Source organism: Actinoplanes italicus (genome assembly GCF_003001815.1).
Taxonomy (GTDB): Bacteria; Actinomycetota; Actinomycetes; order Mycobacteriales; family Micromonosporaceae; genus Actinoplanes; species Actinoplanes italicus.
On record NZ_PVMZ01000014.1, the window covers coordinates 87,236 to 100,033 of the forward strand.

The 12,798-nt window shown below is 69.9% G+C and carries 14 protein-coding genes; 3 read left to right on the top strand and 11 right to left on the bottom strand.

Annotation, left to right across the window (positions count from 1 at the left end; all coding sequences use genetic code 11):
* Positions 1–3: 3 nt before the first annotated feature.
* The 9 genes from pheT to CLV67_RS30220 all read right to left on the bottom strand — a co-directional run bounded on the left by pheT (position 4) and on the right by CLV67_RS30220 (position 7,920).
* Entirely contained in the window at positions 4–2,484 is a 2,481-nt protein-coding gene (gene pheT, locus CLV67_RS30180; protein ID WP_106324406.1) for a phenylalanine--tRNA ligase subunit beta, read from the bottom strand.
* A 4-nt stretch (positions 2,485–2,488) separates the two neighbouring features.
* Entirely contained in the window at positions 2,489–3,550 is a 1,062-nt protein-coding gene (locus tag CLV67_RS30185; RefSeq protein ID WP_106324408.1) for a phenylalanine--tRNA ligase subunit alpha, read from the bottom strand.
* Between the two features lie 218 nt (positions 3,551–3,768).
* On the bottom strand, positions 3,769–4,542 hold the full coding sequence (locus CLV67_RS30190) for a TrmH family RNA methyltransferase (RefSeq protein WP_106324410.1): 774 nt from the start codon (positions 4,540–4,542) through the stop codon (positions 3,769–3,771).
* Positions 4,543–4,690: 148 nt separating this feature from the next.
* The gene (rplT, locus tag CLV67_RS30195; protein ID WP_106324412.1) at positions 4,691–5,083 is read right to left on the bottom strand and encodes a 50S ribosomal protein L20; all 393 of its coding nucleotides are present in this window, start codon (positions 5,081–5,083) and stop codon (positions 4,691–4,693) included.
* Between the two features lie 39 nt (positions 5,084–5,122).
* Complete coding sequence (rpmI, locus tag CLV67_RS30200) at positions 5,123–5,317, bottom strand: 50S ribosomal protein L35 (protein ID WP_106324414.1); 195 nt, start codon at positions 5,315–5,317, stop codon at positions 5,123–5,125.
* Between the two features lie 56 nt (positions 5,318–5,373).
* Positions 5,374–5,988 carry a translation initiation factor IF-3 gene (infC, locus tag CLV67_RS30205; RefSeq protein WP_106324416.1) on the bottom strand — a complete coding sequence of 205 codons (615 nt, stop codon included), beginning with the start codon at positions 5,986–5,988 and terminating at the stop codon, positions 5,374–5,376.
* A gap of 329 nt (positions 5,989–6,317) precedes the next feature.
* Positions 6,318–6,764: a PH domain-containing protein gene (locus tag CLV67_RS30210; RefSeq protein ID WP_106324418.1), complete on the bottom strand. Its 447-nt coding sequence runs from the start codon at positions 6,762–6,764 to the stop codon at positions 6,318–6,320.
* A 7-nt stretch (positions 6,765–6,771) separates the two neighbouring features.
* Positions 6,772–7,614 carry an ATP phosphoribosyltransferase gene (gene hisG, locus CLV67_RS30215; RefSeq protein WP_106324420.1) on the bottom strand — a complete coding sequence of 281 codons (843 nt, stop codon included), beginning with the start codon at positions 7,612–7,614 and terminating at the stop codon, positions 6,772–6,774.
* Positions 7,615–7,656: 42 nt separating this feature from the next.
* Positions 7,657–7,920 (bottom strand): phosphoribosyl-ATP diphosphatase, encoded by a 264-nt coding sequence (locus CLV67_RS30220; RefSeq protein ID WP_043528313.1) that lies wholly within the window; start codon positions 7,918–7,920, stop codon positions 7,657–7,659.
* A gap of 77 nt (positions 7,921–7,997) precedes the next feature.
* Here CLV67_RS30220 and CLV67_RS30225 point away from each other — a divergent pair, with 77 nt between their 5' ends.
* From CLV67_RS30225 to CLV67_RS30235, 3 genes are read left to right on the top strand one after another with little or no spacing between them, the layout of a single operon-like run.
* Positions 7,998–8,870 carry an ABC transporter substrate-binding protein gene (locus CLV67_RS30225; protein ID WP_106324422.1) on the top strand — a complete coding sequence of 291 codons (873 nt, stop codon included), beginning with the start codon at positions 7,998–8,000 and terminating at the stop codon, positions 8,868–8,870.
* A complete protein-coding gene (locus CLV67_RS30230; protein WP_106324424.1) occupies positions 8,867–9,706 on the top strand; it encodes an amino acid ABC transporter permease in 840 nt (279 codons plus the stop codon). The genes CLV67_RS30225 and CLV67_RS30230 overlap by 4 nt, the downstream gene beginning before the upstream one ends.
* Positions 9,706–10,446 carry an amino acid ABC transporter ATP-binding protein gene (locus CLV67_RS30235; protein ID WP_106324426.1) on the top strand — a complete coding sequence of 247 codons (741 nt, stop codon included), beginning with the start codon at positions 9,706–9,708 and terminating at the stop codon, positions 10,444–10,446. Before CLV67_RS30230 ends, CLV67_RS30235 begins: the two co-directional genes overlap by 1 nt.
* Before the next feature lie 3 nt (positions 10,447–10,449).
* On the opposite strand, the gene CLV67_RS30240 is transcribed toward CLV67_RS30235, so the two are convergent.
* Both CLV67_RS30240 and CLV67_RS30245 read right to left on the bottom strand, forming a co-directional pair.
* A complete protein-coding gene (locus CLV67_RS30240; protein WP_106324428.1) occupies positions 10,450–11,958 on the bottom strand; it encodes a hypothetical protein in 1,509 nt (502 codons plus the stop codon).
* The gene (locus CLV67_RS30245; protein WP_106324430.1) at positions 11,951–12,793 is read right to left on the bottom strand and encodes a hypothetical protein; all 843 of its coding nucleotides are present in this window, start codon (positions 12,791–12,793) and stop codon (positions 11,951–11,953) included. The genes CLV67_RS30240 and CLV67_RS30245 overlap by 8 nt, the downstream gene beginning before the upstream one ends.
* Between the last annotated feature and the right edge of the window lie 5 nt (positions 12,794–12,798).

The window sequence follows — 12,798 nt, forward strand, 5'->3', positions numbered from 1 at the left end:
GCGTCAGGCGCCGCGCAGCGTCGCTCCGAAGCGCGAGGCGGTGACCGCGACCGCAGCATCGCGGGCAGTGATCGTCTCCTCGGACGTCAGGGTCCGGTCGGGAGCGCGGAACGTCAGCTTGTAGGCCAGCGACCGCTTGCCCTCACCGAGCTGCTCCGACTCGTAGACGTCGAACAGCGCCACCGACTCCAGAAGCGTGCCCGCGCCCTCGGCCAGTGCCGCCTGGACCTCGGCCGCGGGGACCGAACGGTCCAGGACGAGGGCCACGTCGATCAGCGCCGGCGGGAAGGTGGAGATCGTCGGTGCGTCGACGACCGGGGCCTCCGGCAGAGCGTCCAGGTCGATCTCGGCGGCCGACGTGCGCTTCGGCAGTTCGAGGGCCGCCAGGACCGCGGGGTGCAGCTCGCCGGCGTGGCCGACCACGGTGCCGTCGATCAGGACGGCGGCACAACGGCCGGGATGCCACGGGGCGTACTCGGCTGCCCGTACCGTCACCCGGTCCTCAGAAACGCCTGCCGCCGCGATCGCGACGCGCGCCGCCTCGATGGCGTCCGCCCACGTCGCGGCGCGACCCTGACCCCACCAGCCGGCCGGCTCGACGTCGCCGGCCAGCACGACGGCCAGGTGCCACGGCTGCTCGGGGACGATCGCGTTGGCCGCCGCCCACTCCGCGTTCGTCGGGCGCCGGTCGACGCCCAGCTCCGGCGGCGCGGTCGAGGTCAGGTGCGGCAGGAACACCGTGCCGGCCTCGAAGAGCGCCACGTCGCGCCGGCCCCGGCCCAGGTTGCGCTTGAGCGTGCCCAGCAGCGGGCCGAGCAGGCTGGTCCGCAGCAGCGGCTCCTCCTCGGACAGCGGATTGGTGAGCCGCACCGCGCTGCGCCGCGGGTCGGCCGCCGGCAGCCCGAGGGCGTCGGCGGTGCCCGGCGAGACGAACGGGTACGACAGCACCTCGACGTAACCGTTCTCGGCGAGCGCACGACCCACCGACCGGCGCTGCCTCTGCGCCGGGGTGAGACCACGGCTGGCCCCGGCAGGCGGCAGCACGCTCGGGATCTCGTTGTAACCGCCGAGCCGCGCCACCTCCTCGATCAGGTCGATCGGGGCGACCAGGTCGGGACGCCAGGTCGGCGGCACGACGCTGAGCACCTCGTCGCCAGTGACCTCGCAGCCGATCTTGCGCAGCAGCGTGGCCACCCGCTCAGCGGTGTAGGGCAGGCCGATGAGACGGGACGCCGACTCGGAAGGCAGCGTCAGCGCGACCGGAGCCACGACGTTGTCGATGTCCAGCACGTCGGGAGAGGCGGTCCCGCCGGCGTGCTCGATGAGGATGTCGACGGCCTTCTGCAGCGCGGCGAGCGGCAGCGACGGGTCGACGCCCCGCTCCCAGCGCTTGGCGGCCTCACTGAACAGCCGGTGACGCCGGGCGGTCCGGCCGACCATGACCGGGTCCCAGTGGGCGGCTTCGAGGAGCACGTTGACGGTGCCCTCCTGCCACTCGCTGGTCTCGCCGCCCATCACGGCGGCGAGCGAGATCGGACCGGTCTCGTCGCAGATCACCATGTCCTCGGCGTCGAGCACACGCGCGACACCGTCGAGGGTGGTCAGCTTCTCGCCGGCCCGGGCCCGCCGGACGACCAGGCCGCCGTTGAGGCGATCCAGGTCGAAGACGTGCATCGGCTGGCCGAACTCGAGCATCAGGTAGTTGGTGATGTCGACCGGCAGCGAGATGGCCCGGACGCCGGCCTGGATCAGGCGGCGCTGCATCCACTCCGGAGACTGCGCGGCCGGGTCGATGCCGCGGACCACGCGGGCCGCGAACCGGTCACAGCCGACGGTGTCCTCGATCGTGATCGGATACGGCACCTCGGCGGTCGCGCCCGGGGCGGCGAGAGCGGCCGGGTCGGTGAACGGCACGTCGAAGTACGTCGCGAGTTCCCGCGCGATGCCGCGGACGCTCATCTCGTAGCCCCGGTCCGGGGTGATCTCCACCTCGATCAGGACCTCGTCGAGGCCCACGATCGGGCGGGCGTCCACACCGGGCACCGCCGCCTCCGAAGGAGGCAGCACGATGATGCCCGAGTGGTCACCGGACAGACCGAGCTCGGCGGCCGAGCAGATCATGCCGTTGGAGTTACGGCCGTACGTCTTCCGCGCACCGATCCTGAATCCGCCCGGCAGCTCGCCACCGGGCAGGATGACAACGACGAGGTCGCCCTCGGCGAAGTTGCGGGCACCGCAGACGATCTCCTGCGGAGCGTCGTTGCCGACGTCCACGGTGCAGAACCGGATCGGCTTCTTGAAACCGGTGAGCTCCTCGATCGTCAGCACCCGGCCGACGACCAGGTCACCGATGACCGTGGCGGCCTGGTCGACGATCCCCTCGACCTCCATGCCGAGGTTCGTGAGCGCCGCGTCCAGTTCCGAAGCGGTGATCCCCGCGGGCAGCTCGACGTACTCGCGCAGCCACGACAGTGACGTCTTCATCGCTTCAGGACTCCATTCCGAAGTTCGTGGTGAACCGCACGTCACCCTCGACCATGTCGCGCATGTCGGATACGCCGTTGCGGAACATCAGGGTCCGCTCTACACCCATGCCGAACGCGAACCCGGAGTACTTGGCCGGGTCGATGCCGCAGGCGGTGAGCACCCGCGGGTTGACCATGCCGCAGCCGCCCCACTCGACCCAGCGCGGGCCGTCGCGGTGCTGGGCGAACCAGACGTCGAACTCGGCGGACGGCTCCGTGAACGGGAAGTAGTGCGGCCGCCAGCGGGTCTTCGCGTCCGGGCCGAACATGGCCTTCGCGAAGTAGTCGAGGGTGCCGCGCAGGTGCGCCATGGTGATGCCCTCGTCGATGACCAGGCCCTCGATCTGGTGGAACACCGGGCTGTGCGTGGCGTCCAGCTCGTCGGTCCGGTAGGCGCGGCCGGGGCTGACGATGTAGATCGGCGGCTGCCGGTCGAGCATGGTGCGCACCTGGCCGGGCGACGTGTGAGTACGCATGACCAGGCCCGGCAGGTCGACGAAGAACGTGTCGGAGGCGCCGCGGACCGGGTTGTCGGGGCCGATGTTGAGCGCGTCGAAGTTGGCCCACTCCAGCTCCAGCTGGGGACCGTCGACGATGTCGTAGCCCATGCCGATGAACACATCGCTCATGTGCTCCATCAGCGTGGTCAGCGGGTGGCGGGCGCCGCGCGGGCGGCGGGACCACGGCAGGGTGACGTCGACCCGCTCCTCGACCAGGACGCGGGCGGCACGGTCGGCCTCGAGCTCGGCCTGGCGGGCGTCGTAGGCGGCCTGCACTGCCTGCCGGGCGACGTTGACACGCTTGCCGGCATCGGATTTCGCGGCCGGCGGCAGCGAGCCGATCTCACGGCGGGCCAGCGACACCGGCGAGCGATCGCCCAGGTGCGCCGGCTTCAGGGCCTGCAGAGCGTCGAGGTCGGCGGCAGCGGCGAACGCCTTCTCGGCCTCCGCGACGGCGCCCTCGAGAGATTCGGGGGCCAGCAGGACGGCCTGCTTCGGATCGTACGGATCATTGCGGTAGGACATGTTCGGGCGAGCTCCCTTGACCGGATTTGCCATCGGCAAGTCGGAACTGAGCGCACCGAGCGCAGCGAGGGCCACGAAGGGGCGACACAGCTGGAATAGTCTACGGAGGCGCGGCTGGGCCGCAGCCCGCCGGTCAGGGGGTGCGCAGAAGTCAGATCCGGCGCCCGCAACCAGCGGGCCGCATAAACGAAAGACCTGACATGCGGCCCAGCATACTCTCAGCGCTGCGCGCGGGCCGACGCATATAGACAGACGGCGGCGGCCGCGGCGAGATTCAGGCTTTCGGCGCCACCATAGATGGGTACGCGCACCCGCCGATCCGCGGCAGCCAGCAGCTCGGACGGCAGACCGTGCGCCTCCGAGCCGAACAGCCACGCGGTCGGAAGCGCGAGCTGGCCACCGTCGAGCAGCGAGTCCACGTCGTCCTCACCGGTGCCGCTGGTGGCGAGCACCTGCAGCCCGCTGTCCTGCAACAGGTCGATGACGCTGAGCGGGGCGCGGACCACGTCGACATGGAACAGTGAGCCGGCCGACGACCGTACACACTTGCCGTTGTAAGGATCGACGGCGTCGCCGGCGAAGACGACCGCGCTCGCACCGGCCGCGTCCGCCGTACGCAGGATGGTCCCGGCGTTGCCCGGGTCCCGGATCTCGGCGACCACCGCGACCAGCCGCGGGTTCTTGGCGAGCGCCTCGCCGATCGAGACGTCGTTCTGTTCGCAGATGGCAACCAGTCCCTGCGGGTGCACGGTCTCGGCCAGCGCGGCGAGCGCGTCGTCGGTGACCGGCGAAAGCTCAGGAGCCTGCTGGGCGAGTTCGGCGTAGCGCTCCAGCGCGGCCGGGGTGCCGAACAGCTCGATCACCGCCCCCGCGGCGAGCGCCTCGCGGACGGCCTGCGGGCCCTCGGCCAGGAAGCGGCCGGACTGGTCCCGGTCCCGGCGGCGTTGCAGGCGGCGGGCGGCGACGATGCGGGGCGTACGGGGCGTGAACATGATCTCCTCACGAAGACGCCTCCCGATCATCGACCGGGAGGCGTCCTGAAAAGTGCTACGCGTTAAGTGAAGGTTGTTCGCGACGGCGGAGGCCGCCGTCGCCGACCTGCCCTGAGCGGAACTCAGGGCAGGTCGCGGACAACCTTCATCAGGCAGCCTGAGCGGCGGCGCCGCCGGTGCCCTCGGCCGCGACGGCCGCGCGAGCGATCTCGACGATGGCCGCGAAGGCAGCCGCGTCGTGCACCGCGAGGTCGGCCAGGATCTTGCGGTCGACCTCGACCTCGGCCAGCTTGAGGCCCTGGATCAGGCGGTTGTAGGTCATGCCGTTCGACCGGGCAGCCGCGTTGATACGGGTGATCCACAGCTGGCGGAAGTCGCCCTTGCGGTCACGGCGGTCGCGGTACGAGTACTGCATCGAGTGCAGCACCTGCTCCTTGGCCTTGCGGTACAGGCGGGAGCGCTGACCGCGGTAGCCGCTCGCGGTCTCGAGCAGGGTGCGGCGCTTCTTCTGGGCGTTTACCGCCCGCTTGACGCGTGCCATTTCTAGTTACTCCTTCAGGGGAACTGGGTCAGGCTCGCGTCAGCGGCCCAGAAGCTTCTTCACGCGCGCGGTGTCGGCCTTGGCCACAACGACCGTGCCGGTCATCCGGCGGGTGACGTGGGAGCTCTTGTGCTCCAGCAGGTGACGCTTGCCGACCTGCTCGCGCACGATCTTTCCCTTGCCGGTGATCTTCACCCGCTTACCCATGCCGGTGTGGCTCTTCATCTTGGGCACTTGACGCCTCTTTCTGATCTCTCCCCACGACCGGGGGGTTGCGGGGAAAAGCTTGACTACTCTGCTGCGGTGGTGGTCTCGACGGGAGCGGCCTGCTCGACGTCGGCGACTTCGCCCTCACGCGGCTCACGGGCGGGCTTGGCGCCGGCGGCGACGGCGGCAACCGCAGCGGCCTTGGTGGCCCGGTGCGGAGCGAGCACCATAATCATGTTCCGGCCGTCCTGCTTCGGGCTGGCCTCGACGAAGCCGAGCTCCGAGATCTCTTCGCTGAGCCGGCGCAGGAGCCGGAAACCCAGCTCGGGACGACTCTGCTCACGACCACGGAACATGATCGTCACCTTGACCTTGTCGCCCGCCTTGAGGAACCGCACCACGTGACCCTTTTTGGTCTCGTAGTCGTGCGGGTCGATCTTCGGCCGCAGCTTCATTTCCTTGATGACGGTCTGCTGCTGGTTGCGCCGCGCTTCGCGGGCCTTGAGTGCGCTCTCGTACTTGAACTTGCCGAAGTCCATGAGCTTGCACACCGGCGGCCGCGCCATCGGAGCAACCTCGACCAGGTCCAGGTCGACGTCCGCGGCCAGCTGAAGGGCACGCTCGAGCGGCACGATGCCGACCTGCTCACCCTCCGGACCGACCAGACGGACCTCACGAGCCCGGATCTGTTCGTTCACGCGTGGTTCGACGCTGATGGGGCCTCCTCAGTTGATACCTCACCCGGCCGGGAGGCCGGGTGCTGCCAATGTCGGTCGGCCCCGAGTGTCCCGCTGGCCGCGGGACGCCGGGAAAGTAGAAGGCCCCGCCTGCGCTCTTGAAAGAACGCATGCCGGGGCCCGCTCGACCGGTCATCGGCGCCCCAACGAGGACGCGCACCCAACAGAAGATATTCCCCTGTCAGGGAGACCGGACCCGGCCACAGTCAGTGACTCGGGTGGGAACCAGCGGGCTCCTCTTTCGCGCCCATCTCTCGAGGAGTGGGCGTGGTCGACTGACCCCTATCTTATCAGGCGTGTTGAGCAGCCGAATGAAGGGCCCGCAGGGTACGGACGCCGTCGACCGCGTAGTCCTTGTCGACCGCCTGCAGCGCGTGGATCGGCACCTGCTCGTCGTCGAGCAGCTCCAGGTGCGCCCAGGCCGAGTTCCGGTCGAACCGGACCGCGCGGACCACCTCCCACGGCAGGTCGTAACCACCGATCACGTTCCGCACGTGCACGCCGGCGTCGTCGGCGGTCACCCGCGGCCGGCAGAACAGCAGGATGCCGAGCCCGAGCAGCACGCCCAGCCCGATCATGGCGAACTTATCGCCCGCCTGGAAGGTGGCCTTCGAGTTCTGGAAACCCTCCGAGCCGCTCAGGCCGAAGCCCATGAACGTGAACAGCAGCGCCACGCCGACGGCCAGTGGAACGGCCACCCAGCGGATCTTCTTGGGGCGGTACAGGACGGCGGTCATGTCCCTCTCACAGCCTGCAGTTCGCGATGTCGGTCACCAGGATGGCACGTGCGCCCAGGTCGTACAGCTCATCCATGACACGGTGCACGTCACTGCGCTGGACCATGGCCTCGACGGCGACCCAGCCCTCCCGGTGCAGCGGGGAGACGGTCGGCGACTCGATCCCCGGGGTCAGCCCGGTGGCCTGCTCCAGCAGGTCGGCGCGCACGTCGTACGCCAGCATGACGAAGTTTCTGGCCACCAGCACGCCGTGCAGCCTCCGCAGAAGCTGGGCCGCCAGTGCCGGCGGCTGTTCCTCACGCCCGATCAGGATGGCCGAGGACTTCATGATCGGCTCGCCGATGGTGACCAGGCCGGCCTGGCGCAGCGTCGCGCCTGTCTCCACCACGTCGGCGATCAGGTCGGCGACACCGAGCCGTACCGCGTTCTCGACCGCACCGTCGAGACGCACCACGTCCGCCTTGAGCTCGTGCTCCTCCAGGTAACGGCCGACCACCCCGGGGTAGGCGGTGGCGATGCGGCGGCCACCGATCTGACCGACGTCGGTGAGCGTGCCGTCCGGGGCCGCCCAGCGGAACGTGGCCCGGCCGAAGTTCAGGTCGAGCAGCTCGGTCGCCGGGACGCCGGAGTCGACGAGCAGATCCCGGCCGGTGATGCCGAGATCCAGATCACCGGAGCCGACGTACGTCGCGATGTCCTTCGGCCGCAGGTAGAAGAACTCGACGTTGTTGGCTTCGTCACGGCAGATCAGATCTTTGGGGTCGGTGCGCTGGCGGTACCCGGCGTCCCGCAACATCTGTGAAGCGGGTGCGGACAGGGTGCCCTTGTTCGGAATGGCGATGCGCAGCATGGACGTGCTCCTTCGATCTGTGAACGGGTAGGGGATCGCCGTTCACAGATGTCGGTAGACGTCCTTGAGCTCCAGTCCGGTGGCGATCATCAGGACCTGTGCCTGGTAGAGCAGCTGGGAGATCTCCTCGGCAGCGCGTTCCGGCCCCTCGTGCTCGGCGGCCATCCACGACTCGGCCGCCTCTTCGACGACCTTCTTGCCGATGAAGTGGACTCCACGTTCGAGCGCCTCGACGGTGCCCGAACCGGGTGTCTTGTCCGCCGCCTTGCTTTGCAACTCGGCAAACAGTTCTTCGAACGTCTTCACGAGGACCGATTGTGGCAGCTCATCACGCCTTGATGACGAACGCCCCCAGCGGTTGGGACGTCTTCTAAGCTCCCGGCATGGTCAGCCGACTCACCCCCGTGGCCCTGGGTGGCGCAGCACTGCTGCTTGCCGCCGTCACGGCCTGCTCCCCCGTGGACGAGAAAGAAACCACCTCCACCGCCTCGGCCGCCCCGACCGAGACCTGTGACCCGGCCTCGCTGAAGACCCTCACCGCCGGCAAGCTCACCATCGGCACGGACACTCCCGCGTACGAGCCGTGGTTCAGCGAGAACAAGCCGGACAACGGCAAGGGCTTCGAGTCCGCGGTGGCCTACCGGGTCGCCGAGCGCCTCGGCTATCAGCAGTCCGACGTGGTCTGGGCGCAGGTCGGGTTCAACAACGCGATCGCGCCCGGCCCGAAGAAGTTCGACATCGACCTCAACCAGTTCTCGATCACCGACGAGCGCAAGGCCGCGGTGGACTTCTCGTCCCCGTACTACCTGGTGCGCCAGACCGTGATCACCACCAAGGGCTCGAAGATCGCCGGTGCCAAATCGATCGCCGACCTCAAGGGCGCGAAACTCGGCGCCCAGGTCGGGACGACCAGCTACCAGGCGATCACCGACCTGATCAAGCCGACCGCCGGGCCGGCCGTGTTCAACAACAACGACGACGCCAAGAAGGCCCTGGAGAACGGGACCGTCGACGGCATCGTGGTGGACCTGCCGACCGCGTTCTACATCACCGGCGCCGAGCTGGACGACGGCGTCATCGTCGGCCAGCTCCCGCAGGTCGGTGTGCCCGAGCAGTTCGGCATCGTGCTCGACAAGGGTTCGCCGCTGACCGGCTGCGTCAGCCGGGCGGTCGACCAGCTCCGCGGGGACGGCACCCTCACCGAGCTGGAGAAGACCTGGCTCGCCGGCACCGCTGGAGCACCCGAGCTCCAGTGACGTACCGACCCAGCACACGGCAACAGGAACGGATCGCCTACCGTCGCGGACGGGCGGTCCGTTCCGTTCTGCTGGCCGCCGCATCGACGGCCGTCGTCGGTCTCGGTCTCGCGTTCGGCATCACCGGTGCGCCCGGCTGGGAACGGGTCAAGGAGTCCTTCTTCGACCCCGAGACGGCCGTCGAATACCTCCCGCAGATCCTCGAGGGGCTCCTGCTCAACCTGAAGCTGCTGGTGGTCTGCGCCACGTGCGCGCTGACACTGGGCCTGCTCGTGGCGGTGCTGCGGACGCTGCGGGGACCGGTCTTCTTCCCGGTACGGGCCCTCGCCACCGGCTACACCTACTCGTTCCGCGGCCTGCCGTTGATCATCGTGATCTACCTGTTCGCGTTCGGCATCCCCGGCCTGCGGCTGCAGGGCACGCCGGACGTGCTGGTGCTGGGCGCCGCGGCGATCATCGTCACCTACGGCGCCTACCTGGCCGAGGTGTTCCGGGCCGGCATCGAGTCGGTGCATCCGAGCCAGATCGCGGCGGCCCGCTCGCTGGGACTGAGCTACCGGCAGGCGATGCGGCACGTGGTGCTGCCGCAGGCGGTCCGCCGGGTCGCTCCGCCGCTGCTCAACGACACGGTGGCGCTGCAGAAGGACGTCGGCCTGATCTCGCTGGCCGGTCCGATCGACGCGATCCGGGCCGCCCAGATCGGCGTGGCCCAGGACGCCGACTTCACCCCGTACATCGTCGCCGGGGTCTTGTTCGTTCTTCTCGCCCTGCCGCTGATCTCCGTCACCGACTGGGTGACGTTGCGGGCGGCCCGCCGCCAGAACGCGGGGACCTAGTGCTGCTCGAATGCCGCGACGTCCGCAAGGTCTTCGGGGACCACGTCATCCTCGACGGACTCACCCTCGACGTGGCCGAGCACGAGGTGGTGGCCCTGATCGGGGCCTCCGGCTCGGGCAAGTCGACCCTGCTGCGCTGCGTGAACCTGCTCACCGAGATCGACGACGGCACGATCACGCTGGACGGCGACGAGATCACCGACCCGAGAGCCGATCCGGACGCGGTACGCCAGCGCATCGGCCTGGTCTTCCAGTCCTACAACCTGTTCCCGCACATGACCGTGCTGGACAACATCACGCTGGCGCCGGTACGCGTACACAAGAAGCCTTTGAAAGATGCCCGTGAGCAGGCACTGCAGTGGCTGGACCGCGTCGGCCTGGCGGACAGGTCGGACGCCTACCCGGATCGGCTCTCCGGGGGCCAGCAGCAGCGGGTCGCCATCGTCCGCGCCCTGGTCAACAGCCCGCGCCTGCTACTGCTCGACGAGGTCACCTCGGCGCTCGACCCGGAGCTGGTGGGCGAGGTGCTGTCGATGATCCGTGACCTCAAGGGCGAGGGCATGACGATGGTGCTGGCCACCCACGAGATGGGCTTCGCCAAGCAGGTCGCCGACCGGGTCGCGTTCCTGGACGGCGGGCGGGTCCTCGAGCAGGGGCCGCCGGAGCAGGTGCTCGGCGACCCCGTCGAAGCGCGGACCCGTCAGTTCCTGGCCCGCATCATCGAGGCCGGCCGGCTCTGATCACTAGGACCGGCCGGGCAGGAAACGGCGGGCGCGCCGCTTCACCGCTCCGGCCAGCCGCTTCGGGTCGCGCAGCCGGGCCACCCGCCCGACCAGCGAAACCATCCGCACCGCGCGACCACTCTTGAGCAGCCGCAGCTCGGCGCGCATGTCGCGCAGCTGCTGCTCGCGGGTGCGCAACTGCCGGTCCCGGAACCCGATGGTGCGCTCCAGGCCGAAGATGTGCCCGGCCCGCTCCTCGGCGGTGCGCCGGGCGGTCTCGGCGTCGGCCAGGACGGTCCGCAGGTCGTCCGGCTCCGGCGCCGGGCCGGCGATCTCCCGGCCGTGCGCCAGTATCTCCGCGGTGGGCTCGATCCCGGACATCGCCAACCAGGTCTTGACCAGGTCGTCACCCTCGGCCATCCACGGCGGCCACGGGTGCCGGCGGTGGCCGCCGATCAGGCGGTCCCGGAAACGGTGCCAGGCCGCGGCGAGCGGAACCTCGTCACCCGGAGTCTTCTCGAAGTCGTGGACCGCGTCGAAGTAGGCGCCGCCGGTCAGCCGCGCGGCATAGGCCCGGAAACCGGGCACGTCCTCGGCTGCGGCCAGGCGGAACAGCACGGTCTCGGCGCTCTCCACGTCCGGCACGAGACGGTCGCCGAAGCGCCATCCGCCGCCCTCCAGGTCGGCGGTCCCGGCAGGCGTGTAGGCGGTGCGGGTCGTCCCGCCCTGTCCGAGAACGATCAACCAGCCCGGCGCGACGGCGTCGAGCATCCCGGCCCTTGCCGCGGCTTCGGCGGCGTCGGTCACGGGCGCGAGCAGGGGCGTCCCTCCGGCCACTGCGGCGAGTCCGGCGAGTGCGATCCCCGATCCGGGCAGACCCGCGCGGGTACGGGACAGAGCACCCGAATCCAGCAGGGTGTGCACGCGCCCCGCCGTGGCGAACAGCGAGTACCGCCGAGCCACCCCTCCGAGCAGGGCCTCGACCTGGGCCGGTGACGACGGCCGTCGCGGATCGTCGTGCAGCGGCCGCCACTCGTCGTCGCCGTGCCGCTCCTTCTCCGGCCGCCGGTCCAGCAGCGCGGTGATCGCGAAGTCGTTCGCCAGCCCGATGACGACCAGCCCGTCCGGTGCGGCGAGCCCGCGCAGCAGGTCGGCGCGCTCCGGCCAGTCGAGGGCCGGCGAGTCCGGCCCGAGCAGCCGGTCCAGCCCGTCGGCGGCGATCACCACGTCGAACGGGACCGGCTTCTCGTCGGCCAGACCGTCCAGCGCGCCAGTGACCACCGAGAACGCGCCACCACGCAGGGCCTCGGCGTCACTGACCGAACGCAGCAGCACGGTGACGTCGTCACTGCGACCCGCTACCACATCGAGCACGCCGGCGTCGTGCGGCCCGGCCACCAGCACCCGGCCCGCCGAGGCGGGCAGCAGGTCGGCCAGGAAGGCCGCCAGCACCGGTCCGCCGGTCGCGTCCCGGTCGGTCCAGGGCTGGATCTCACCGCGGACGATCGGCGGAAGCTTGGTCTCAGTCACGGGCGTTCCAATCTAGGAGCATGCGCATCTCGGCGGGCGGCATCAGGTACGGCCGGCCCAGTTCGACGTCGGTGGTGGCGCGGGCGGCCTCCAGGTCGATCTCCTTGCCGAGCATCTCGGGCCAGAGCCGCGCGATCCGGGCCTGGCCGCCGAAGAGCGGGTTGTCGCCTTCGAGTGCCATCGGGTCGCCGTAGACGGCGGGCGTGCAGCCGGCCGCGACGCCGAAGAAAACGGCGGTGCTGAGCCGGTTCGCGGCGACCCGCTTGAACCGGCGGAAGGTCTCCAGCTGCTTGTAGAGGAACCGGCGGTCGGTGCCCTCGTAGTTCCAGCCGCGCTTGCCGAAGCAGATCACCTCGAAGCCGGCCTTCTCGTAGGCGCGACGGACCTCGGGCCGCTCGAACTCGGTGTAGTAGAGGCTGATCGTGACCGGCTCGGTCTCGGTCTCCCGGATCTCGGAGATGAGCCGGGCGTGGTCACCCTGGATCTTGCCGCCCTTGCCGCCGCCCTCCCAGCCGTGGAAGAGGAACCACAGGGTGCCGCTGCGCTCGGCCTCGGGCACCGCGCCGAGGTCCGGCTCCAGCTCCATCAGGTAGAGGAACGGCGCGCCGACCACGTGGTAGTTGCGCCGCCCGAGCGAGTGGCCACGCCGCCGCGGCGCGTCGCTCCAGGTGTAGCGCCAGGCCCCGTCGAAGAATTCGTGCACCGGGTTCCAGCCGCATCCCACGTTCCAGCCGTGCTGCAGGTAACCGCGGATCCGCGGCGGATGCTCGTCGTCGAGGCCGCAGTACCGGGACAGGATGTGGGTCTGCCCGTAGTAATGGTTGTGGTGATGCATGCCGA